This is a genomic window from Cyanobium sp. T1G-Tous (assembly GCF_024345455.1).
GTDB lineage: Bacteria > Cyanobacteriota > Cyanobacteriia > PCC-6307 > Cyanobiaceae > Cyanobium_A.
This window is the reverse complement of sequence record NZ_JAGQBD010000016.1, coordinates 39495-62398: the sequence shown is the minus strand read 5'-3', so window position 1 is coordinate 62398 and position 22904 is coordinate 39495. Positions and strand designations below refer to the sequence as shown.

The 22904-nt window shown below is 63.4% G+C and carries 21 protein-coding genes and 1 pseudogene; 10 read left to right on the top strand and 12 right to left on the bottom strand.

Annotation, left to right across the window (positions count from 1 at the left end; all coding sequences use genetic code 11):
- The 3 genes and pseudogenes from KBY75_RS10330 to KBY75_RS10320 form a co-directional block, all read left to right on the top strand.
- Positions 1–395: pseudogene (locus KBY75_RS10330) on the top strand (sulfate adenylyltransferase); the annotation flags it as partial.
- 36 nt (positions 396–431) lie between these two features.
- Positions 432–2276, top strand: coding sequence for an ATP-dependent zinc metalloprotease FtsH3 (gene ftsH3 / locus KBY75_RS10325; RefSeq protein WP_255023833.1), 1845 nt, complete (start codon positions 432–434; stop codon positions 2274–2276).
- A gap of 22 nt (positions 2277–2298) precedes the next feature.
- Positions 2299–2892, top strand: a complete 594-nt coding sequence (locus tag KBY75_RS10320) for a bifunctional 4-hydroxy-2-oxoglutarate aldolase/2-dehydro-3-deoxy-phosphogluconate aldolase (RefSeq protein ID WP_255023832.1) — start codon at positions 2299–2301, stop codon at positions 2890–2892.
- On the opposite strand, the gene aroC is transcribed toward KBY75_RS10320, so the two are convergent.
- Complete coding sequence (aroC, locus tag KBY75_RS10315) at positions 2893–3981, bottom strand: chorismate synthase (protein ID WP_255023831.1); 1089 nt, start codon at positions 3979–3981, stop codon at positions 2893–2895.
- A 59-nt stretch (positions 3982–4040) separates the two neighbouring features.
- On the opposite strand from aroC, the gene nth reads away from it, so the two are divergent.
- Entirely contained in the window at positions 4041–4694 is a 654-nt protein-coding gene (nth, locus tag KBY75_RS10310) for an endonuclease III (RefSeq protein ID WP_255023830.1), read from the top strand.
- Between the two features lie 103 nt (positions 4695–4797).
- Here nth and psbA read toward each other — a convergent pair whose 3' ends face one another.
- A complete protein-coding gene (gene psbA / locus KBY75_RS10305) occupies positions 4798–5877 on the bottom strand; it encodes a photosystem II q(b) protein (protein WP_197147936.1) in 1080 nt (359 codons plus the stop codon).
- A gap of 156 nt (positions 5878–6033) precedes the next feature.
- Here psbA and cofG point away from each other — a divergent pair, with 156 nt between their 5' ends.
- Positions 6034–7050: a 7,8-didemethyl-8-hydroxy-5-deazariboflavin synthase subunit CofG gene (gene cofG, locus KBY75_RS10300; RefSeq protein ID WP_255023829.1), complete on the top strand. Its 1017-nt coding sequence runs from the start codon at positions 6034–6036 to the stop codon at positions 7048–7050.
- Positions 7041–8627: a photosystem II high light acclimation radical SAM protein gene (locus KBY75_RS10295; RefSeq protein ID WP_255023828.1), complete on the top strand. Its 1587-nt coding sequence runs from the start codon at positions 7041–7043 to the stop codon at positions 8625–8627. Before cofG ends, KBY75_RS10295 begins: the two co-directional genes overlap by 10 nt.
- On the opposite strand, the gene KBY75_RS10290 is transcribed toward KBY75_RS10295, so the two are convergent.
- From KBY75_RS10290 to KBY75_RS10275, 4 genes are read right to left on the bottom strand one after another with little or no spacing between them, the layout of a single operon-like run.
- Complete coding sequence (locus tag KBY75_RS10290; RefSeq protein ID WP_255023827.1) at positions 8611–9465, bottom strand: CPBP family intramembrane glutamic endopeptidase; 855 nt, start codon at positions 9463–9465, stop codon at positions 8611–8613. The genes KBY75_RS10295 and KBY75_RS10290 overlap by 17 nt on opposite strands.
- Positions 9465–9785 (bottom strand): ATP-dependent Clp protease adapter ClpS, encoded by a 321-nt coding sequence (clpS, locus tag KBY75_RS10285; RefSeq protein ID WP_254937677.1) that lies wholly within the window; start codon positions 9783–9785, stop codon positions 9465–9467. The genes KBY75_RS10290 and clpS overlap by 1 nt, the downstream gene beginning before the upstream one ends.
- A gap of 34 nt (positions 9786–9819) precedes the next feature.
- Entirely contained in the window at positions 9820–11046 is a 1227-nt protein-coding gene (locus KBY75_RS10280) for an LL-diaminopimelate aminotransferase (protein WP_255023826.1), read from the bottom strand.
- A gap of 51 nt (positions 11047–11097) precedes the next feature.
- Positions 11098–12303: an ATP-binding protein gene (locus KBY75_RS10275; protein WP_255023825.1), complete on the bottom strand. Its 1206-nt coding sequence runs from the start codon at positions 12301–12303 to the stop codon at positions 11098–11100.
- 35 nt (positions 12304–12338) lie between these two features.
- On the opposite strand from KBY75_RS10275, the gene KBY75_RS10270 reads away from it, so the two are divergent.
- Complete coding sequence (locus KBY75_RS10270; protein ID WP_255023824.1) at positions 12339–14990, top strand: TIGR03960 family B12-binding radical SAM protein; 2652 nt, start codon at positions 12339–12341, stop codon at positions 14988–14990.
- Between the two features lie 126 nt (positions 14991–15116).
- Here KBY75_RS10270 and KBY75_RS10265 read toward each other — a convergent pair whose 3' ends face one another.
- Positions 15117–15323: a hypothetical protein gene (locus tag KBY75_RS10265; protein ID WP_255023823.1), complete on the bottom strand. Its 207-nt coding sequence runs from the start codon at positions 15321–15323 to the stop codon at positions 15117–15119.
- Positions 15324–15382: 59 nt separating this feature from the next.
- Between KBY75_RS10265 and KBY75_RS10260 the strand changes: the two genes are divergently transcribed.
- Together KBY75_RS10260 and KBY75_RS10255 are read left to right on the top strand one after the other, a co-directional pair.
- On the top strand, positions 15383–17449 hold the full coding sequence (locus KBY75_RS10260; protein WP_255023822.1) for an Rne/Rng family ribonuclease: 2067 nt from the start codon (positions 15383–15385) through the stop codon (positions 17447–17449).
- Complete coding sequence (locus KBY75_RS10255) at positions 17450–18091, top strand: ribonuclease HII (protein ID WP_255023821.1); 642 nt, start codon at positions 17450–17452, stop codon at positions 18089–18091. It abuts the gene before it with no gap.
- Here KBY75_RS10255 and KBY75_RS10250 read toward each other — a convergent pair.
- Positions 18057–18569, bottom strand: a complete 513-nt coding sequence (locus KBY75_RS10250; protein WP_255023820.1) for a DUF1997 domain-containing protein — start codon at positions 18567–18569, stop codon at positions 18057–18059. The genes KBY75_RS10255 and KBY75_RS10250 overlap by 35 nt on opposite strands.
- A gap of 69 nt (positions 18570–18638) precedes the next feature.
- Between KBY75_RS10250 and pheA the strand changes: the two genes are divergently transcribed.
- Positions 18639–19466, top strand: a complete 828-nt coding sequence (pheA, locus tag KBY75_RS10245) for a prephenate dehydratase (RefSeq protein WP_255023819.1) — start codon at positions 18639–18641, stop codon at positions 19464–19466.
- Here pheA and KBY75_RS10240 read toward each other — a convergent pair.
- The 4 genes from KBY75_RS10240 to tuf form a co-directional block, all read right to left on the bottom strand.
- Positions 19463–20446 (bottom strand): methyltransferase domain-containing protein, encoded by a 984-nt coding sequence (locus KBY75_RS10240; protein WP_255023818.1) that lies wholly within the window; start codon positions 20444–20446, stop codon positions 19463–19465. The genes pheA and KBY75_RS10240 overlap by 4 nt on opposite strands.
- A gap of 8 nt (positions 20447–20454) precedes the next feature.
- On the bottom strand, positions 20455–21102 hold the full coding sequence (locus KBY75_RS10235; protein WP_254937655.1) for an LON peptidase substrate-binding domain-containing protein: 648 nt from the start codon (positions 21100–21102) through the stop codon (positions 20455–20457).
- Between the two features lie 116 nt (positions 21103–21218).
- A complete protein-coding gene (gene rpsJ / locus KBY75_RS10230) occupies positions 21219–21539 on the bottom strand; it encodes a 30S ribosomal protein S10 (RefSeq protein WP_006910513.1) in 321 nt (106 codons plus the stop codon).
- Positions 21540–21662: 123 nt separating this feature from the next.
- Positions 21663–22892, bottom strand: a complete 1230-nt coding sequence (gene tuf / locus KBY75_RS10225) for an elongation factor Tu (RefSeq protein WP_254937654.1) — start codon at positions 22890–22892, stop codon at positions 21663–21665.
- Positions 22893–22904: the final 12 nt, after the last annotated feature.

Sequence of the window (22904 nt, the reverse complement as noted above, 5' to 3'; positions counted from 1 at the left end):
ACTTGCCCTACTCGATGCACATGGCCGGCCCGCGGGAGGCTCTGCAGCACATGATCATCCGCAAGAACTACGGCTGCACCCACTTCATCATTGGCCGCGACATGGCCGGCTGCAAAAGCTCCCTCAGCGGCGAAGACTTCTACGGCCCCTACCAAGCCCAGGATTTTGCCCGCGATAACGCTGCAGAGCTTGGGATGGAGACCGTGCCCTCGCTCAACCTCGTCTACACGGAGGAGGAGGGCTACGTGACCGCTGAACATGCCGAGGCCAGAGGCCTGCACATCCGCAAGCTCAGCGGCACCCAATTCCGTCAGATGCTGCGTGGTGGCGAAGAAATCCCAGAGTGGTTCGCCTTCCGTAGTGTGGTTGAAGTGCTGCGGGCCGCAGCCGGTTAACATTCCGTAACTGACTTCTCAGCTGAGGCAAGGTTCTTGAAGAAGCGCTGGCGCAATGCGGGGCTCTATGTCCTTTTGGTGATCGTGATGATCGCCGTGGGTACGGCCTTCCTCGATAGGCCCGACCCGGCCAACGCGCCGCGCACCCTCCGCTACAGCGACTTCGTAGAGGCGGTTCAGGACAACGAAGTCTCCCGGGTGCTGATTTCCCCAGACAGGGGCACGGCCCAGGTGGTCGAAAACGACGGACGCCGTGCGGTCGTCAACCTTGCCCCCGACAAGGATCTCCTCAAGCTGCTCACCGACCACAACGTCGATATCGCCGTCCAGCCCAGCCGAGAGCCCGCGGCATGGCAGCAGGCTGTAGGCAGTCTGATTTTCCCGCTACTACTGCTTGGCGGCCTGTTTTTCCTGTTGCGGCGCGCCCAGGGTGGTGGCGGCAATCAGGCAATGAATTTCGGTAAAAGCAAGGCGCGGCTTCAAATGGAGCCCCAAACCCAGGTGACTTTCGGCGATGTGGCCGGTATCGAGGGAGCCAAGCTCGAGCTCACTGAAGTCGTTGATTTCCTCAAGAACCCAGATCGCTTCACCGCTGTTGGCGCCAAAATTCCCAAAGGGGTGCTGCTGGTAGGCCCGCCAGGAACCGGTAAAACCCTGCTAGCCAAGGCTGTGGCAGGTGAGGCCGGCGTGCCCTTCTTCTCGATTTCCGGTTCGGAATTCGTCGAGATGTTTGTAGGTGTTGGCGCCAGCCGGGTGCGTGATCTTTTTGAGCAGGCCAAAAAGAGCGCTCCTTGCATCGTTTTTATTGACGAAATCGACGCCGTAGGCCGCCAGCGCGGTGCTGGTCTCGGCGGGGGTAACGATGAGCGCGAGCAAACCCTCAACCAGCTGCTCACAGAGATGGACGGCTTTGAGGGCAATGCCGGCGTCATCATTGTGGCTGCAACCAACCGGCCAGACGTGCTGGACGCAGCCTTAATGCGCCCGGGCCGTTTTGATCGCCAGGTGGTTGTAGATCGTCCCGACTATGCCGGCCGCCTGCAGATCCTTGGTGTCCACGCCCGAGGCAAGACCTTGGCCAAGGATGTCGACCTCGACAAGATTGCTCGCCGCACCCCTGGTTACACCGGCGCTGACCTGGCCAACCTCCTCAATGAGGCGGCGATTCTCGCTGCCCGCCGTCAACTCACCGAAGTAGCGATGGACGAGGTCAATGACGCCATCGAGCGCGTCATGGCTGGGCCCGAGAAGAAGGATCGGGTGATGAGTGAGAAGCGCAAGCGGCTTGTTGCTTATCACGAAGCTGGCCACGCCCTGGTCGGTGCCCTGATGCCCGATTACGACCCGGTGCAGAAGATTTCGATCATTCCTCGGGGTAATGCAGGCGGCCTCACCTTCTTCACCCCCTCTGAGGAGCGGATGGAATCGGGTCTCTATTCCCGCGCCTATCTGCAGAACCAGATGGCAGTTGCCCTAGGTGGTCGGGTTGCCGAAGAGATCGTCTACGGCGAAGACGAAGTCACCACCGGCGCCTCAAACGACCTCCAGCAGGTAGCCCGAGTTGCCCGTCAGATGGTTACCCGATTCGGCATGAGCGATCGCCTTGGCCCAGTGGCCTTGGGTCGCAGCCAGGGGGGCATGTTCCTTGGTCGTGATATCGCTGCTGAGCGTGATTTCTCTGAAGACACCGCTGCCGCAATCGATGAGGAAGTGAGCGACCTGGTAGCGGTGGCCTACAAGCGAGCCACTTCCGTTCTCGTCGACAATCGTTCGGTGCTTGATGAGCTCGCCGAGATGCTGGTAGAGAAGGAAACAGTCGACGCCGATGACCTGCAGGAGCTGCTGATCCGCAGCGATGTGAAGGTGGCGGAATACGTCTGAACCGCCAACGCTGCTAGACGCTTTGCACCACCAGCCCTTGCTGGTGGTGCTTCGTGCTTATGACCTGCTTGAGCTGCTGCCCCGTTTAGAGCGTTTGCAGGGGCTGGGTGTTCAGCATGTAGAGCTTGCTTGGAGCACCCATCCCCGTTGGGTTGCCCAGGCGAGTGAGCTTCGTCAGCGCTTCGCCCATTTGCGCTTGGGTGCGGCTTCGGTAGTCGACTTGGATGGCCTTGAAGCTGCTGCTGCCGCTGGCCTGGGCTATGCGGTTTCACCGGTGCTGGATCGTGGCTTGATTGAGGCTGCAATGGCTTTGCGTTTGCAGTTCGTGCCAGGCGTGATGTCTCCATCAGAGTTGCATCTAGCCCGTTTGTGGGGATGCTCGATCGTCAAGCTCTTCCCCGCCGCCGCGCTGGGCCGCTCCTATTGGCAACGACTCGCAGCTCCTCTGGCTGGCGCTGCTGGCTTGCCCTTCTGCATTGCGGCAGGTGGACTTGGCCCTGCTGATGTGGAGCCCTGGCTGGCTGCCGGAGTTGATGCGGTCGCCTTGGGTGGTTCGCTGGTCAACCCCGCCGATTGGGAGGCGTTGGCCAGGCTTGTCGAGCGCCTGAGGCCCTAGCTACCACAGGCCGCACTGGCCCTTTTGGCGTAGCAAGTGATCGGCGAGCACTAAGGCCACCATCGCTTCCACCATCGGCACGGCCCGCGGCAGCACACAAGGGTCGTGCCGGCCTTTGGCCTCCAGGGTTGTGGCTTCGCCTCGGTCATTGATCGTTTGCTGGGCCTTGCGGATCGTGGCGGTGGGCTTGAAGGCCACCCGAATCACGATTTGCTCGCCGTTGCTGATGCCGCCCTGGATGCCACCGGAATTGTTGGTGGCTGTGTGCAGGGAGCCATCGCCTGTGGGCAGGAAGGCATCGTTGTGCTCGCTGCCCTTGAGCAAGGTGCCTGCGAAGCCCGAGCCGATTTCAAACCCCTTGGTGGCCGGCAGCGACATCACCGCCTTGGCCAGGTCCGCTTCGAGTTTGTCAAATACGGGCATGCCAAGCCCCATTGGCGCCTGGCGCACTAGGCAGGTAATCACGCCGCCGCAGGAATCGCCCTCCCGGCCGATTGCCTCGATGCGCTCGATCATCTGGGCGGCCATGGCTTGGTCTGGGCAGCGCACGATATTTGCTTCCACGGCCGCCAGGGTCACCTGGTCTGGGTCGATAGAAGCCTCAAGGTTGTGGATGCGCTCCACCCAGGCGATCACTTCGGTGCCGTGGGCCTTGGCCAGGAGCTGTTTGGCGATAGCCCCGGCAGCCACTCGGCCGATGGTTTCGCGGGCTGAAGCCCGGCCGCCGCCGCTGCGAGCTTGTATGCCGTACTTCGCTTGGTAGGTGGCATCGGCGTGGGAGGGACGGAAGGCCACTTCCATCTCCCTGTAGTCCTGTGGGCGTTGATCTTTGTTGCGCACCACCATCGCGATCGGTGTGCCGAGGGTCACGCCATCGAGCAGGCCACTGAGAATTTCGACCTGGTCATCCTCCTTGCGGGGGGTGGTGATCTTGCTCTGGCCTGGCTTGCGGCGGTCGAGTTCGGCCTGGATCGCTTCAAGATCCAGCTCCAGTCTGGGCGGGCAGCCGTCGATGATTACGCCAACCCCGCCACCATGGGATTCGCCGAAGGTGCTGATCCGAAAGAGATCTCCGAAGCTGCTGCCCATTGACCATCTGCGTTGGGGCGAGCCTACAAACTGGGCTTCACCTTTGGCATAGCGCAATCTTGAAGAGGCAGGAGCGTGCCGCCCTGATCATGGAGCGGCTGCAGCAGCACTACCCCGAAACCCCTGTACCTCTCGACCACAGCGATCCCTTCACGCTGCTGGTGGCGGTGCTACTGAGCGCCCAATGCACAGATAAGAAGGTCAACGAGGTCACCCCGGCCCTGTTTGCGGCTGGCCAGGACCCTGCCGCGATGGCAGCCCTGAGTGAGGAGACGATCCTGGCCCATATCCGCCAGCTTGGCCTGGCTCGCACCAAGGCTCGCAATGTCAAGCGCCTTGCCGAGCTTTTGCTTGAGCGCCATGGCGGCATGGTGCCCCGCAGTTTTGAACAGCTTGAGGACCTGCCTGGGGTTGGTCATAAAACCGCAAGCGTGGTGATGGCCCAGGCCTTCGGTGTGCCCGCCTTCCCCGTAGACACCCACATCCACCGATTGGCGCAGCGTTGGGGGCTCAGCAGTGGCAAGAGCGTTGTGCAAACGGAGCATGATCTCAAGACCTTGTTTCCCAAGGAAGCCTGGAATCGCTTGCACCTGCAGATCATTTTTTATGGGCGCGAATTCTGCACGGCCCGGGGTTGTGATGGCACCATCTGCCCGTTGTGCCGGGAGCTCTATCCCCGCCGGCGCACTGCTGTGATCTGGCGTAAGCCCTGATTTACAGCTTGTGCAACAACCCCCCAGCCAATAAAAAAGCCCCCTTATTACAGGGAGCTTTTGGGATTCCGTTGTTACCCAGCCGTAGCTGGGCTGTTGACTATCAACCGATTGCAGGTGCGGTCAGTGCCACGGGGGTGGCAGTAGCAGCAGCCAGGTCAAGCGGGAAGTTGTGAGCGTTGCGCTCGTGCATCACTTCCATACCCAGACCAGCGCGGTTCAGAACGTCTGCCCAGGTGTTCACCACACGGCCTTGGCCGTCGAGGATCGACTGGTTGAAGTTGAAACCGTTCAGGTTGAAGGCCATCGTGCTCACGCCAAGGGCGGTGAACCAGATGCCAACCACGGGCCAGGCAGCCAGGAAGAAGTGGAGGCTGCGGCTGTTGTTGAAGGAGGCGTATTGGAAGATCAGGCGACCGAAGTAGCCGTGAGCAGCCACGATGTTGTAGGTCTCCTCTTCTTGGCCGAACTTGTAGCCGTAGTTCTGGCTCTCGCTCTCGGTGGTTTCACGCACCAGGCTGCTGGTAACGAGTGAACCGTGCATGGCGGAGAACAGGCTGCCACCAAAGACACCAGCCACTCCCAGCATGTGGAAGGGGTGCATCAGGATGTTGTGCTCAGCCTGGAACACCAGCATGTAGTTGAAGGTGCCGGAGATGCCAAGGGGCATGGCGTCCGAGAAGGAGCCTTGACCGAAGGGATACACCAGGAACACGGCAGATGCTGCGGCCACAGGTGCGCTGTAGGCGACGCAGATCCAGGGGCGCATGCCCAAGCGGTAGGAAAGCTCCCACTCGCGGCCCATGTAGGCGTAGATGCCGATCAGGAAGTGGAAGACCACCAGCTGGAAAGGACCACCGTTGTACAGCCACTCATCGAGGCTGGCGGCTTCCCAGATGGGATAGAAGTGCAGGCCGATGGCGTTGCTGGAAGGCACAACAGCACCGGAGATGATGTTGTTGCCGTACATCAGGGAGCCAGCTACGGGCTCACGGATGCCGTCGATGTCGACAGGGGGTGCTGCGATGAACGCAACGATGAAGCAGATGGTGGCAGCCAGAAGGCAGGGGATCATCAGCACACCGAACCAGCCCACATAGAGGCGGTTGTTGGTGGAGGTGACCCAGTCGCAAAACTGGTTCCACGCAGAAGCGCCTTGGCGCTGCTGAATAGTGGTTGTCATGAGAACGAGAAGAGGGTGTTCCAAAGGAACGGGTATGGAAGGTGGCAAGCCACCAGACGGAATCCCGTCGAGCGCAAGAACATTGCGCAACACAACTGTAACGGAAGGTTGCGGCTTTGGTGAGAAGACTGGCCGGGTGGCGCCAAAGCCCTGCTGATGCATCCCATAAGTGACGCTGATGTGGGGGTGCGGCGGATCACCTGGAGCCCCAGCGTCACCCTCGTACCCACCCGCTTCTGTTTCAACTCCTGCGGCTATTGCAGCTTTCGGCGCCCCCCAGATGGCTTGGATCCGTTAGCTGATGGGCTCAGTGATGCCCAGGCGCAAGCGGCATTGAGGCGGCGCCCTTGGGCTGCGGAGGTGCTGTTGCTCAGCGGCGAGGTGTCGCCTGGCTCTCCCCAGCGCCGCGCCTGGTTCGGCCGGCTACTGGCTCTTAGTCGTCTGGCCTGGATAGAAGGCCGGCTGCCGCACACAAACGCTGGCCCCCTCTCCATAGCTGAGATGGCCGCCTTGGGCCGGCTTAATGGCTCCATGGGGCTGATGCTGGAAGGGCTCGGCCCGGCCTACGACGCCCTGCATCGCCAATCTCCGAGCAAAAGCTTGGCGGTGCGACTGGTCCAATTGGAGCAGGCCGGTCGTTTGGGGATCCCCTTCACCACGGGGTTGTTGCTGGGCGTGGGGGAATCCCAGGGCGACAGGCTCACAGCCCTGGAGCTGCTGGCCCAGCTGCAGCGTCGCTGGGGTCACTTGCAGGAGGTGATCCTCCAGCCCTTTCGCCCCGATGCCGCTGCTGCGCTGTTGCTCAATGCCACTGAGCAGGCCGACCTGCTTGGCACCATTGCCGCTGCCCGAGCAATCCTGCCACCGGAAGTGCACTTGCAGTTGCCACCAAATCTTTGGCCCTTGCAAGAGCTGCCTGCTGCCCTGGCGGCGGGAATCGATGATCTCGGCGGCATCGATAGCAGTGACGTGATTAACCGCGCCTATCCCCAGCCCACGCCAAGTCAGTTGGCTGAAGTGCTGGCCCAGGCTGGCTACGAGCTGACCCCCCGGCTGTGCGTGCATCAAGCCTGGCGCCGCTGTTTGCCGCTGGCTTTGCGGCGCCAGGCTCTCCGCGCCGAATCAAGGTTGTTAGCGTCCGAATCTTCCGGACTCAGGAGTCCATGGCCGTGAGCGCCGCCAGCGACCAAAGGGTGCTGCTAGTGCGGCTTCCCTGCAACCCAATTTTTCCGATCGGCCCGATCTACCTGGCTGATCACCTGCACAAGCAGTTCCCGCAGCTGCCTCAGCAGATTCTTGATCTGGCGGCAGTGCCCCTGCTTGATGTGGAGCAGGTGCTGCTGCGGGCAGTTGAGGCATTTAGGCCCACCCTGTTGGTGTTCTCCTGGCGCGACATCCAGATTTATGCGCCCGTGGATGGTCGTGGCGGCAATCCCCTGCAGAACTCCTTTGAGGTGTTTTATGCCCGCAACCCCCTGCGGCGCCTGCGCGGTGCCTTGGGTGGCCTGGGGTTGATGGCTTCCTTTTACGGTGAGCTATGGCGCAATTTGCGGCTGGTGCGCCGCGGCTTGGGTCGGGCCCGCCGCTTCGAGCCCCAGGCCACCGCTGTGCTGGGAGGGGGCGCGGTGAGTGTCTTTTATGAACAGCTGGGGCGCCAGCTGCCCAAGGGCACGGTGGTGTCGGTGGGGGAAGGGGAACCCCTGCTCGAGAAGTTGATCCGTGGCGAATCCCTGGCGGCGGAGCGCTGCTTCATCGCCGGCGACGAGCCCCGACCCGGCCTGATCCATGAGCAGCCCGGCGGCATGGAGAAAACCGCCTGCAACTACGCCTACATCGGTGAGATTTGGCCCCAGCTCGACTGGTATCTCGATGGCGGCGACTTCTACGTGGGCGTGCAGACCAAGCGGGGCTGTCCCCACAACTGTTGCTACTGCGTCTACACGGTGGTGGAAGGGAAGCAGGTGCGGGTGAACCCGGTGGCGGAGGTGATCGCCGAGATGGGCCAGCTCTACGCCAAGGGGGTGCGGGGCTTCTGGTTCACCGATGCCCAGTTCATCCCGGCCCGGCGCTACATCGACGACGCCAAGCAGTTGTTGCGGGCGATTCAGGCCCAGGGTTGGAGCGATATCCGCTGGGCCGCCTACATCCGCGCTGACAACCTCGACGCCGAGCTAGCTGAGCTGATGGTGGCCACCGGCATGGATTACTTCGAGATCGGCATTACCTCCGGCTCCCAGGAGCTCGTGCGCAAGATGCGCATGGGCTACAACCTGCGCACCGTGCTCGAAAACTGCCGCTTGCTGGCCCGGGCAGGGTTCCGCGAGCACGTGTCGGTGAATTACTCGTTCAACGTGATCGACGAGCGGCCCGAAACCATCCGCCAGACCGTGGCCTATCACCGCGAGCTGGAGCGCATCTTCGGTGCCGACAAGGTGGAGCCGGCGATCTTTTTCATCGGCCTGCAGCCCCACACCCACCTGGAGCAGTACGGCTTTGATCAGGGCCTGATCAAGCCCGGCTACAACCCAATGAGCATGCTGCCTTGGACGGCTCGTCAGCTGCTCTGGAACCCTGAGCCGATGGGCAGCACCTTCGGCCGCATCTGCCTAGAGGCCTTCGAGCGCAACCCCGGGGATTTTGGGCGCACCGTGATGGACCTACTTGAGCGTGATTACGGCCTCGCCCCACTGGAAGAGGCCCTGCATGCTCCAGTCGAAGGTCGCAAGGCCCTAGCTACGGCGACCCGCTAGCCCCGTCCTTGCTCCACCAGCGGCGGCGAATCCAGAGCAGGGCGCCTAGGCCTATCCAGCCAATCAGTCCGCCGATCGGGTTGATGTCGGCGCCACCGGGCCCCACCAGCCAGCCAGGCGCTGCTGGGGAAATCTGCAGCAGGCCCTTCTGCACTAGAAACCAACCCCCCACCAGGCCGCCATGCAGGCCTATTGCTCCCCATAGGGAGCCCGCGTCGGCTCGCCGCTGCAGAGCCAGCACCAGACCCAACAGAATTAGGCCCCCCAGCAGCCCCAAGGCTTCGAGCCCAGGGGCCCGATACCAGGGGTGCAGCAGGGCAAAGATCAGCGCCTGCAGCACCAGCGCCCTGCGGGCCCCCAGCTGGAGCTCCAGTTCGCCCCATAGCCAGCCGCGAAATAGCAGCTCTTCGGCAAATCCCACCCCTGCCAGTAGCAGCAGGCCGTTGAGCAGCAGGGCCCCATTGAGCTCTCCAAGCCATTGGGCTTGGCCCGCCAGCATTAAGCCAGCGGCTACTAGAGCAAGCAACAGCAGCGCCTTCAGCAGCCCCCGCACGCCGCTGCGGAGGGCAAGGGCCGCTGGCACAGCCAAGCCCAGGCGCCGCCAGGGATTGGGCTCCTGCCAAACCCGCCTAAGCCTTAGGGGCAGGCTGGTCAGCAATAAAACCAAGGCCACTACCAGACCCGCCAGATCCACCTGGTCGGAGCGCCAGTTGGGGGCTAGCAGGGCAAGCGGCCTGGCCACCAACCAGCCGGCTAGGTAGAGCAAGGGCACGTAAAACAAGGTGCCCCACCAGTGCGGTCGCACTGCCGCATTAGCTGCCGCAGCAGGCGGCTCCATCAGCTTTCGGGCTCGAGGCTGCTGCTCAGGCCCTTGCCCTTCAGGGTTTCGCAATAAAACTCAGCAGGCTCTAGATCGCAAACGATCACCAGTCCTACGCCGGTGTTGTGGGCTTCCAGCATTACGGCAATGGCGTCCTGCTCACTGAGCGAGGGCACTACTTGGCGCAGGGTGGTCACCACGTATTCCATCGAGTTGACGGGATCGTTGTGCAGCAGCACCTTGTAGCGAGGCGATGGCTTACGCACCCGCTCCGGGGCCTTCTCCATCACGGCTGCCCCGCCGCTCTCGCGGCCGGGACTCTGGGTGGCGATTGGCATAGGAGTCATGGCAACAGACATGACGTTTGCCCTATTAAAGGGCCCGGATGCGCCCCATGGCTTCCTCCACGTTCTCGCGGCTGTTGAAGGCCGAAAGGCGGAAGTAGCCCTCCCCGGCGGCGCCGAAGCCGCTGCCGGGGGTGCCCACCACATGGGCCTGGCTCAGCAGACGATCGAAGAAGCCCCAGGAATCGAGGCCATCCGGCGTTTTCAGCCACACATAGGGGGCCTGCTCGCCGCCATACACCTGGATGCCCGCGGCGCTGAGCTCGCGCCGGATGATCGCCGCGTTTTGCATGTAAAAGGCCACCAGAGCTTGCACTTGGGCCTGCCCCTCGGCCGAATACACCGCTTCGGCGCCCCGCTGCACGATGTAGCTGACGCCGTTGAATTTGGTGCACTGGCGCCTGTTCCACAGGGCCCACAGCTCCACCGCTTCGCCATTGGCGGCGGTGCCCATCAGGCCGCGGGGCACCACGGTGAGGGCGCAGCGGGTGCCGGTGAAGCCGGCGTTCTTGGAAAAGGAGCGAAACTCAATGGCGCACTCGCGGGCGCCGGCGATTTCGTAGATCGAGTGGGGTAGCTCGGGGTCCTGGATGAAGGCCTCGTAGGCGGCGTCAAACAGGATCAGGGCATCGTTGGCGCGGGCGTAATCGACCCAGGCCTGCAGCTGGGCCTTGGTGGCTACAGCGCCGGTGGGGTTGTTGGGGAAGCACAGGTAGATCAGATCCACCTTCTCGCTGGGGATCTCGGCGGTGAAGCCGTTGGCAGCGGTTATCGGCAGGTAGGTGAGGCCGCCGTATTGGCCAGCGTCATCGGCATCGCCGGTGCGGCCCGCCATCACGTTGCTGTCCACATACACCGGATACACCGGGTCGGTCACGGCGATCTGGTTGCCCTCGCCCAGGATGTCGAGGATGTTGGCGCTGTCGCACTTGGAGCCATCCGACACGAAGATCTCCTCGGCGCTGATCTGGCAGCCGCGGGCCTGAAAATCGGCGGCGGCAATTTTTTCCCGCAGCCACAGGTAGCCCTGCTCGGGGCCATAGCCGTGGAAGCCCTCACGGGTGCCCATCTCATCGATGGCCGCTTTCATGGCGGTGCGGCAGGCTTCTGGCAGGGGCTCTGTCACGTCGCCGATGCCCAGGCGGATGATCGGCGCGCTGGGGTTGGCCTCGCTGAAGACCTTCACCCGCCGGGCGATCTCTGGAAACAGGTAGCCCGCCTTGAGCTTGAGGTAGTTGCCGTTGACCTGGGCCATGGTGCGCGGGGTGGGCCGCCGCCGGGCCCGGTGAGTGATGGGCAGATTGTCCTATGCGGGTTGCTGGCCCACCTCCAGGGGCGGCCGCACCCAGATGCCCGGGCGGATCTCGAAGCTCGTTTCCACCGGGGCGATCAGTGAGGCCTGCTCCGGTTGGAGCTGCTCCACCAGCTCATGGAAGCCGCGGGAGAGCTTCGGTGCCTTGGAGAGCTTGATTTCATAGACCCGCCGGCGCTGGCCCCGCTCCAGCACCAGGTCGAGTTCGGCGCCGTGGCCGGTGCGCAGGAAATGGGGACGCCAGCGCGGATGGGCGGCGATCAGCTGCTCAATCACGAAACCCTCCCAGCTCTCACCGGCCTGCGGGTGGGCCAGCAGATCGTCGTAGCTCTCGATGCCGAGCAGGTTGTGCAGCAGGCCGCTGTCGCGCAGGTAGAGCTTGGGCGAGCGCACCAGCCTCTTGCTCAGGTTTGCCTCCAGGGGCGGTAGACGCCGCAGCATGAAGGTGTGCTCCAGCGCCGCCAGCAGCTTCTGCAACCGGGCGCTGCTGAGATCAAGCAGGCCCGCTAGCCGGCTGGCATTGAGGGTTTGCCCCTGGAGGTGGGCCAGCAACCGCCACAGCCGCTCCATTAACGGCAGCGGCAGCCCGAGCTCCAGGGCGGCGATGTCGCGGCCCAGGAAGGTGCGGATGAAATCCTCGCGCCAGTCGATGCTGTCGTCGTCTGCACTAGCCAGCAGGCTCTCGGGGAAGCCGCCGCGCAGCCACAGCTGCTGCCAGCGGATGGCGGGGGCCACTTCGCTCAGTAGAAACGGGGTGAGCTCCACCTGGGCGATGCGGCCGGCCAGGCTTTCCTGGCTCTGGTGCAGCAGCGGGCCGGAGGCCGAGCCCAGCAGTAGGAACCGCCCGGGCCGGCGATCCCGGTCGATCTCGCCGCGCAGCAGACTGAAAAATTCTGGCAGTAGCTGGATTTCGTCGAGGCACACCAGGTCGTGGCGGTGGGCCTCGAAGAACAGCTCCGGCTCCTGCAGGCGGGCTCGATCGCTCCGGTCCTGCAAGTCGAGCAATACGGCATCACCGCGCTCGGCCAATAGTTGGCGCGCCAGCGTTGATTTGCCGCACTGCCTGGGGCCCAGCAGCAGGGCCGCCGGCGCCCGGTTCAGGGCCTTGCTGAGCGCCAGCTGGGCTTGCCTGGGTAAATAACCGTGCATTTCTGCAGCATAGGCGCCAAATTGCACGGTTATTACCGGTGTTGCGGGCATGCATACGATTGAGCTCTTGCCTGCCGTCGGCACCTGTGACCGTTGCCACCTCGGCTGATGCGCCGGTCGACTTCGACGCCCTAGTGGATCTGGGCATCAGCAAGCCCGCCCGCTACCTGGGCAATGAGCTGGGGGTGAAGCCGCGCGACTGGGAGGCCGATTGGAAGCAAGTAGGGGTGCGGTGGGCGCTCACCTACCCCGAGGTCTACGAGGTGGGGGCAAGCAACAGCGGCCACATCATTCTTTATTCAATTCTCAACGCCGTTCCCGGCCAGCTGTGCGACCGCAGCTACCTGCCGGCGCCTGATCTGGCCGCCCGCCTGCGCGAGCGCGGCGCGCCCCTGTTTGCGGTCGAGAGCCGGAGGCCCCTGGCCGCCTTCGACATCCTGGGCTTCTCGCTCAGCTACGAACTGGGCGGCACCAACATCCTCGAGATGCTGGAGCTGGCCGGCATCCCGATCCGGGCGGCCGACCGCGGCGACCTGCCCCTGGCTCACCCGGATGCGCCACCGCTGATCTTTGCCGGCGGCCCCACCGCCACCAGCAACCCGGAGCCCTTCGCCGCCTTCTTTGACTTTGTGGCCCTCGGCGATGGCGAGGAGCTGCTGCCGGAGATCGGCTTAGTGGTGGCTGAGGCTCGCGCTGCCGGCCATACGCGCCGGCAGCTGCTGCGCGATCTGGCTCAGGTGCCTGGCGTGTACGTGCCCTCGTTGTATGGCCCCGGCGTCGATGGGGTGAGCATCGAGCCGCTCGAACCAGGCGCCCCTGCTCGGGTTCAGCGGCGCACCGCCACGCCCATGCCCCACTACGCCATGGGGTTGGTGCCCCATATCGAAACCGTGCATGACCGGCTCACGGTGGAAATTCGCCGCGGCTGCACCCGCGGTTGCCGCTTCTGTCAGCCGGGGATGCTGACTCGCCCTGCCCGCGATGTGGAGCCAGAAGCGGTCATTGAGGCTGTTGAGGAGGGCATGGGCCGCACCGGCTACAGCGATTTCTCGCTGCTGTCCCTGAGCTGCTCGGATTACCTGGCTCTGCCTGCGGTGGGGGTGGAGCTGCGCAACCGCCTGGCTGACAAAAACGTGTCCCTCACCCTGCCTAGCCAGCGGGTGGATCGTTTCGATCAAAACATCGCCCACATCCTGGGCGGTACCCGCAAGGCGGGCCTCACCTTTGCGCCGGAGGCCGGCAGCCAGCGCCTGCGCGACATCGTCAATAAGGGGCTCACCGATGCGGAGCTGCTGGCCGGCGTGCGTACGGCGATGGAGAACGGCTATCGCAAATTGAAGCTCTATTTCATGATCGGCCTGCCGGGTGAAACCGATGCCGACGTGCTTGGCATCGCCGATACCTGCCAGGCCCTGCAGCAGCAGTGCTCAGATCTGGGCCGGCTGGAGCTCAACCTCACGATCAGTAATTTCACGCCCAAGCCCCACACGCCATTCCAGTGGCACAGCGTCAGCACCGATGAATTTCGGCGGCGTCAGGAGCTGTTGCGCCGCGCCCTGCGCCAGTTGCGGGGCCTCAAAACTAATTTCAGCGATGTGCGCCTTTCCGCGGTGGAAGACTTTGTTGGCCGCGGCGACCGCCGCCTCTCAGCGGTGATTGAGGCGGCTTGGCGGGCCGGGGCGGGCTTGGATGCCTGGTTTGAGTCGGCCGAGCGCAGCTACGCCGCCTGGACCGGTGCGATCGAGGCGGCGGGTCTAGGCGGCCGCTATCGCCAGCTGGAGCTAGGCGCTTGGAGCGCGGTGGAGGCGATGGATGCTGCTGACCTGGAGACCTTTTGCGAACAGAGCCTGCCCTGGGACCACATCGATTCCGGCCTGGATAAGCGCTGGCTGGCTGAGGACCTGCAGCGAGCCCTGGCTGCCACCGTGGTGCCCGATTGCTCCTTTGAAGGCTGTAGCAGCTGTGGTGTGTGCGGCCCGGAGCTTGGCCACAACGTGGTAATTCCGCCGCCTGCCATTCCGGCGGCCCTTCCCCAGCGGGCCCCTGCCAGCGACCGGGTCGACCGGCTCCGCATTGGCTTTGCCAAAACTGGCTCCCTTGCTTTGATTAGCCACCTAGACACCTTGCGGATGCTGGAGCGGGCCCTGCGCCGCTCCGGCTTGCCGGTGAGTTTCACCGGTGGCTTCCATCCTCTGCCTCGCCTGCAGCTAGCCCTGCCGCTGCCCTTAGGGGTAGAGGGCAGCGGTGAGTGGCTGGATTTGGAGTTCACCGAACAGGTGGATCCAGGCCTGGTGCGCTCTCGGTTGCAGCCTGAGCTTCCACCTGGCTTCCAGTTGCTCTCGGCTATTCGGGTTGAGGTGTTTGGCGTCAGCCTTTCCCAAGAGCTGGCTTCTGCCCATTGGCAGTTTGTTTTGCAGTCCCAAGCCGGGGCGGCACCGACCCTGGAGCAGTGGCAGCAGGCCCGCGCCAGCCTGCTCGCCGCGGAGACGCTGACCTGGAACGACACAGATAAAAAAGGTCGCCCCCGCAGCCGCGATTGCCGGCCGTTTCTGCTCGATTTGCAATGGGCGGAGCCGCAGTCGGATGGCTCCTTGCTGTGCAGCCTATGGGCTGCGATTGATGCCGCTGGCCGCAGTCTCCGCCCTGAGCAGGTGCAGCACTGGCTCGCTGAACGGCTCGGTCAATCCCTTGCCCTGAGTGGCTTGCGGCGGAAGGACTTGGTGCTGAAGCCGTGCTAATTTCCTACCAAGGCGAATAGCCGATTGGGCTCGGTTTATTGATCGAGTTCCAGCGGTTGCCGGTAGCCAGGTTCGCTGGTTTAACCGCCCCAGGACACCTCTGTCCCAGTCTTCGCCCCACCGCTCTCAGGAAGCTCGATTCTTGAAAGCTGTTTCGCGGCACTTGATGCGCGAAAGATTCAGAACAGCATTTTTTGCAGCATTGCCGCCAGAACGATCCGGATTTGCCGGCGTTCCGATCATTTTCTGGGCTTCCAATAGTCCAAGTTTTTTGGCTTGTTGATGTTTGTCTGGCCTGCCCCCGTAGGGCTTGCACCAGGTTTCAGCCTTCAAGTCCGCCCATATCCATCGTCTTATCCCTGGCCGGGCCCGTCGGGCCCATCCCATTCCCCATGCCCCAGCAGATCGTCATAGCCGAGCAACTGCGAATCGCCGCAGTTCTCAACGACGAACGTGTTGATGAACTGGTTGTAGCCCAAGGCCGCTATCAGATCGGAGACGTCTATCTAGGCACCGTTGAAAATGTGTTGCCTGGCATCGATGCCGCTTTTGTAAATATCGGCGAAAGCGAAAAGAACGGCTTTATTCACGTCACCGATCTGGGTCCCCTGCGGCTGCGCAAGGGAGCGGCCGGCATTACCGAGCTACTGGAGCCGCGCCAGAAGGTGTTGGTGCAGGTGATGAAGGAGCCCACCGGTACCAAGGGCCCCCGCCTCACCGGCAACCTGGCCTTGCCGGGGCGGTTTTTGGTGCTGCAGCCCCACGGCCAGGGAGTGAACATCTCCCGCCGCATCAACGGTGAGAACGAGCGCAACCGGCTGCGGGCCCTCGGTGTGCTGATCAAGCCACCAGGCGCCGGCCTGCTGATCCGCACCGAGGCAGAAGCTGTTAGCGAAGAGCTGCTAATTGACGACCTTGAAGCCCTGCTGCGCCAGTGGGAGGGCATCCAAACCGCCGCAGAAACCGCCAGCCCACCGGTGCTGCTCAACCGCGACGAAGACTTTGTGCATCGCGTCTTGCGCGATCTCTACAGCCCAGAGCTGGTGCGGGTGGTGGTTGATACCCCGGAAGCGGTTGCCCGGGCCAATGCTTTTCTTGGCTCTGATCACACCACGGTGCTGGTGGAAGCTCACACCGAATCGGCGGAGATTCTCGAGCACTTCAAGGTCAATGCCGCCATTCGCGATGCCTTGAAGCCGCGAGTTGATCTGCCTTCCGGCGGCTACGTGATTATCGAGCCCACCGAGGCGCTCACTGTCATTGATGTCAACTCCGGCTCCTTCACCCGCTCGGCCAACTCCCGCGAGACGGTGCTCTGGACCAACTGCGAAGCGGCGGTGGAGATCGGCCGCCAACTGAAGCTGCGCAATATCGGCGGCGTAGTGATCATCGACTTCATTGATATGGAGTCCCGTCGTGATCAGCTGCAGCTGCTCGAGCATTTCACCCAGGCTGTTCGCGACGATGCCGCCCGTCCCCAGATAGCCCAACTCACCGAGCTCGGCCTAGTGGAGCTCACCCGCAAGCGCCAGGGTCAGAACATCTACGAACTGTTTGGGCGAGCTTGTCCCAGCTGTGGGGGCTTGGGTCATGTGGCCGTGCTGCCAGGCAAAGACACGCTGCAGCCCCTGGCAATCCTCACCGGCCTGGTGCGCTCCGCCGCATCGGCTCGCGCTGAGGTACTCAGCCCCGCCATCCCCGATGCCGCTACCGGTCGCCGCCGCCGAGGCGGTCGAGGCGGGCGCAATGGCAGTGAGTTCCTTGATGCGCCTGGCACGCAGGCCGCTGATGGGGTCGAGATCGTCCCGATCGAGGCACCTGTCTCAGGCAGCGGCGCCAGCATGGAGCCGGCCCCCCGCCGCTTTGATCAGGAGCTGGTGGCCGTGCCGATGGATGCGGACCAGGAATTGGTGTTTGGCTGGATGGGCCTCAATCCCGCCCTGCTGCTAGAGCAGCCCCCCAGCAACGACAACGTCGTGGTCAGGGTGGTTCGCCCCGGCATGGAGGCGGAAGAAGTGCTGGAGCAAGCCAGGCAGCAGCTGGCCGCTGCCGGTTCCCGTCGTCGCCGCGGACGAGGTGGTCGTGGCGGTACCGCGGCCGCCGCTGACGCTCAGTACGGCCATGGAGATATGCCGGCCTCAGGCTTAGATGCTGTGGCTATGCCGGCCCCGGTGGAAATAACGCCCCTGCCAGAGCTCAGCGAGCCCGAGACTGTGGTCACGGTGTCGGTGCCGACCACTGCCAGCATCGCTCCTCCTGAAGTCGAGATTCCAGCTCGCCGCGGTCGCACCCGCAGTTCTGCGGCCAAAACCCCTGCAGCGAAAACCCAAACCTCCCAGGCCACAACCCCCCAAGCCCCAACCTCCCAAACTGACACCGCGGTGGCAGTTGCTGAGCCAGAGCTTGATGAGTCAGGCGAACCGCGCCGCCGCCGCCGTCGCTCCTCGGCCTCCAGCTGAGTGGGCCGGCCGGAGCCGGATCCCTGGCAGGGCCGGGATCCGGGCGAGTGCGCCGGCGTTGATGAGGTAGGTCGTGGCTGTCTGTTCGGCCCTGTGTTTGCCGCTGCGGTAGTGCTGCCGGCCGCAGCGCTACCGCCCTTGGCTGGTCTGGGGCTCACCGATAGCAAAAAGCTCACCGCCCGGCGCAGGGCGGCCCTGATACCCGTTATCCAGCGTCTGGCGGCTTCCTGGGCCCTCGGCCAGGCCTCAGCGGCAGAAATCGATCGCGGCGGCATCCGGCTAGCAACCGAGCTGGCCATGGCCCGCGCCCTGCAAAAACTGTCGTGTCCGTTTGAGCTGCTGCTGGTGGATGGGGTGCTGCCCCTGCGGGGCTGGCACGGCGACCAGATCACAATTGTGCGAGGCGATAGCCACTGCCTGGCGATTGCGGCCGCCAGCGTGCTGGCTAAGCAGGCCCGGGACGCCTTGATCACCGCCCTGGCGCAGCGCTATCCGGGCTATGGGCTGGAGCGACACGCTGGTTATGGCACGGCCTTGCATCGCGCCGCCCTCCAAAACCTCGGCACAACGCCGCTGCATCGTCATAGTTTTTTGGGGCGGCTGGAGCTCAGTGCTCCTGGCACCAGAGGCGATAGTCGCTGAGTAGCTGCTGCCCCACCCGGCCCTTGATGCCCAGCAGGATGCCCGCCAGCAGAGAGCGGCCGGTGGCCTCCAGCACCTTGGCTGGAATCAGTTTGAGCAGCGATGGCTGGCTCACCGTCACGGCCAAGCTGGCTTCCCCTTCCAGCCCGTTGGCACCCGCTGCCAACCAGGATCCCAGGGTGAGCTGGAAATCATCCACTAGCCCCAAACCCTCCAGTTCACACTCGGTGGCTTCCAGCACCAGCCGTTCTTGGGCCAGACGGATGCGCAGATCTACCACCGGCTGAATCTGCAGTTGAAATACCTGCAGATGGGTCACCGCGTAGCGATAGCGACCTGGGCCAAGGGGCTCGAGCTGGTTGGGATCCAGCAGGGCTTTGACCACCCGATCCTGATCGCTCAAGTAGGCGGCCAGCCGTTCGGGCTGGTGGCTCACGTCAAGTTGCAGTTGCTGACTGGCGCAGAAGGCCAGGGGCATGGCCTGCGGGCCGGCGCGGCATGATCCTATCGGTCACCACTCGATGGCCTCTCCTCGGTTTCGGAAACGATGCGTTTTGCCTTCCTCGGGCCGGCCGGCACCTACGGCGAGCAGGCAACCCGGCAACTGGCCGAGTTGGAAGGTGTCGCCAACCCTGAATTGGTGCCTCAGCTAGGTATCCGGGCTGTTGTTCAGGCCCTAGCCCAGGGCACCTGTGATGCGGCAGTGGTGCCTGTAGAGAATTCAGTGGAGGGGGGGGTGACGGCCTGCCTGGACGCGCTCTGGGAGCATCCGGATCTCAGCGTCGCCCGTGCCTTGGTGCTGCCGATCCGCCATGCCCTGCTTGGCAGCGGCCCGATTACGGGCGTGAGTGAGGTGTTGTCCCATCCCCAGGCCCTAGCCCAGTGCAGCCAGTGGCTGTCGGAACACCTGCCCCAGGCCCTGCAGTTGCCCACCAGCTCCACGGCGGAGGCGGCCCGCATGGTGGCGGGCAGCCGCTTCCGCGCAGCGATCGCCTCCCAGCAGGCCGGCACGGAGCATGGCCTGCTGGAGCTGGCCTATCCGATCAATGATGTGGCGGGCAACTGCACCCGCTTCCTGTTGCTGCGGCGGGGCCCGCGCTCATCGCAGGGCCCGATGGCAAGCCTCGCCTTTTCCCTGCACTCCAACCAGCCAGGGGCCCTGCTCGAAGCGCTTGGCTGCTTTGCCCAGCGCGGGCTCAACATGGGCCGGATCGAGTCGCGCCCATCAAAGCGGGAGATGGGCGAGTACATATTTTTCGTTGATCTGGAGCTTCCCGATGGATCGACCCCTCTGGAGGCAGCCCTTGCTGAGCTAGCGCCCCTTTGCGAGCACCTGGCCCTATTTGGGGCCTACCCAGTCACCAACCTCGCTTAGGCCTGGCTGGGCTTGCGGCCGCGAAAGACGCCAAATTGCATCAGTCCGGTGGCGAAGGCCCAACGCATCAGCAGGATCGTGGGAGTTTCGCGCAGGCCTTGCAAAACTGCGGCGGGACCCAGGCCCAGGATGGCGCCGGGCCGGCGTACCCCCTCAAAGATCGATTCGATCCAGGAGGGCAGGGTGGCGCTGGTCCAGTCGCCTGTTTCGATGCTGATGCCACCGGATTGGGCGCTTGATTCCAGGTGCTTTTGCAGTCCGCGGATACTGGCGAATTCAGGATGGGCCCACTGTTCAAGCAACTGACGCATCACCCAGCGCTCTCGCCGATCCATGGCGCCATCGGCCGGATCGCGCCGGTTCCAGTCGGCTACAGCCAGCAGGCCGCCTGGTTTGAGCACACGCAGCAACTCATCGGCGTAGCGCTGCTTGTCGGGCATGTGGGGACAGGCCTCCACACTCCAGACGGCATCAACGCTGGCATCGGCAATTTCCAGGGCCAGGGCATCCATCACCGCAAAGCGGCAGCTGAGGCCGGCTGGCGTTAGGGCAGTGGCCCGGGCTATCTGGGCCGGGCTGATGCTGATACCCAGGACGTTCAGTCCATAGTCCCTCGCCAGGATGCGGGCGCTGCCGCCAATGCCGCAGCCCACATCAAGCACGGTGGAGCCGCGGGGCAGTTGGTCGAGGCCGCTCCAGCGCGCTAGTTCATGGACGAAGGTTTCTTTGGCAACTCGGAAATCCTGGTGGCGCGACCTGGCGCTACCACTCTGGCGGTAGTAGCCCAGGTGGATATGGTCCCCCCAGAGCCGCTCCAGCAGCTGGTCATTGGTCCAGCGGTCGTAGGCGTCTGCCACGCTTGCTGAGGATTCATAACGCCGCCGGCGTTTCAGCCAAAGGCGTGCCGATAGGGCGACGGCAAGGCAGCCAAGGGCTCCGGCCCCGATGGTGGCGGCCAGGGGCCAGCTCAGGACGGTCATGGCAGGAGTTATTGGGGCTGGAAGGTGTCTTTGAGCACGGTGCGTGCCGCCAACTGCCTCCTGGTCTGGTCCAGCAGTTCGTATTCCTGGCGCAGGCGCTCGCTGGTATCAGTGATCTCCAGCAGGGCCTGCTGGTGGTCGGCAACGGGGCCACCTAGGTGGGCTCCGATCCAGAACGACAGCTCCCTGGGTAGGTCGGGCAGGTCGTTGGGCAGGCTGGTGGGTTTGCCAATCAGCTTGCCGGTTAGTTCCACCACATCCCGCAGGGCTTGGCCGACATCGCCCGCCAACGCAGCCAGCTCCGCATGGCTTGTCTCGGGTTCATCCTCAATCCAGCTAACCATTCCCACCCGAAAGGGCGCCTCACGCACGATGTCGAGTACGCGAAAACGCTGTTGCCCCATGGTCACGATGTTGCTGTGGTCGTCGTCCTGGGTCTGACAGTGCAGGATCTCGGCACAGCAGCCCACATCGGCCATTGTTTGGTTTTGGGGGTCCCAACGCACAACTCCGAAGCGCTGGTCTCCGGCCATCACCGTGCGCAGCAGCATCCTGTAGCGGGGCTCAAAAATATGAAGTGGCAGTACTTCCTGGGGGAAGAGCACCACGTCGGGCAAGGGAAACAGCGGCAGCTCCCTTACGGCCAGCTCGCCCATGGCTTGAACAGGAGATGCGACTCCATCCTAGAAAAAATGCCCCTGCCACGCGTTGGCGTGACAGGGGCTCCGGCTGCGGTCAGCGACTGGGCAGGCAGGATCACCCGAGATTGGGCTCAGAGCTTGACTTCAATATCAACGCCGCTGGGCAGGTCAAGCTTCATCAGTGCGTCGATCGTCTTTGCCGAAGGGCTGTAGATATCGATGATGCGCCGATGGGTGCGGGTTTCGAAGTGCTCGCGGGAGTCTTTGTCGACGTGGGGCGAGCGCAGCACGCAGTAAATCTTGCGCTTGGTGGGCAGCGGAATGGGGCCGATCGCCGTTGCGGCGGTGTGGTCGGCGGTTTCGATGATTTTTTCGCAGGAGAGATCAAGCATCCGGCGATCAAACGCCTTGAGGCGAATGCGGATCTTCTGCTGGGCAATGGCTGTGGACATGTCGGATCAGGCGTCAGGAAGCTCCTGGGCGAAACGCCCGGGTGGCTGGTGGAGCTGGATTGTCGAGGAGCGGCAGGTGGGGTGGAGACCGTGGAGGTCCCACCCCAAAAACCTACCTCAGGATCAGGCGATGATCTTGGAGACCACGCCAGCACCGATGGTGCGGCCACCTTCGCGGATAGCGAAGCGCATGCCCTGCTCAATGGCCACGGGGCAGATGAGCTCGCCGGTCATCTTGATGCGGTCGCCGGGCATAACCATTTCGACGTTGGCACCGTCGTCAGAGGTGAAGGCGGTGATCTGACCAGTTACGTCCGTTGTACGGATGTAGAACTGGGGGCGATAGCCAGCAAAGAAGGGGGTGTGGCGGCCGCCTTCTTCTTTCTTCAGCACGTAGACCTCACCTTCGAATTTGGTGTGGGGCTTGATGGAGTTGGGCTTCACCAGCACCATGCCGCGCTCGATGTCCTCCTTTTGGATACCGCGCAGCAGTAGTCCACAGTTGTCGCCAGCCAAACCCTCTTCGAGCAGCTTGCGGAACATTTCCACGCCGGTGACAGTGGTCTCGCGGGTGTCGCGGATGCCGACGATTTGAACGGTTTCGCCAACCTTGACCTTGCCGCGTTCGATACGGCCGGTGGCCACGGTGCCGCGACCGGTGATCGAGAAAACGTCCTCGATGGCCATCAAGAAGGGTTTGTCTACTTCGCGCTCAGGCTCAGGAATCGACTCGTCGACTGCGTCCATCAGGTCGAGGATTTTGTCAACCCACTCATTGGCACCACGCTCGGCCTTGTTGCCAGCTTGGATAAATTCGAGGGCCTTCAGGGCTGAACCTGCCACCACGGGGATGTCATCGCCAGGGAAGTCGTAGCTGCTGAGCAGCTCGCGCATTTCCAGTTCGACAAGCTCGAGGATTTCCTCGTCGTCGACCATGTCCTTCTTGTTGAGGAACACCACTAGGGCGGGAACACCCACCTGTTTGGCAAGGAGGATGTGTTCCTTGGTCTGGGCCATCGGCCCGTCGGTCGCGGCTACTACCAGGATCGCGCCGTCCATTTGGGCGGCACCGGTGATCATGTTCTTGACGTAGTCAGCGTGGCCGGGGCAGTCCACGTGAGCGTAGTGACGCTTTGTGGTCTCGTACTCGACGTGCGCCGTGTTGATAGTGATGCCCCGCTCTTTCTCCTCAGGAGCACCATCGATCTCGTCGTAGGCCTGGGCCTTGGCCATGCCTTGGGACGCCAACACGTTGGTGATGGCAGCCGTGAGGGTGGTTTTGCCGTGGTCAACGTGGCCGATAGTGCCAATGTTGACGTGGGGTTTGTTCCTTTCGAACTTCTCGCGTGCCATGAGTAGAAAGAA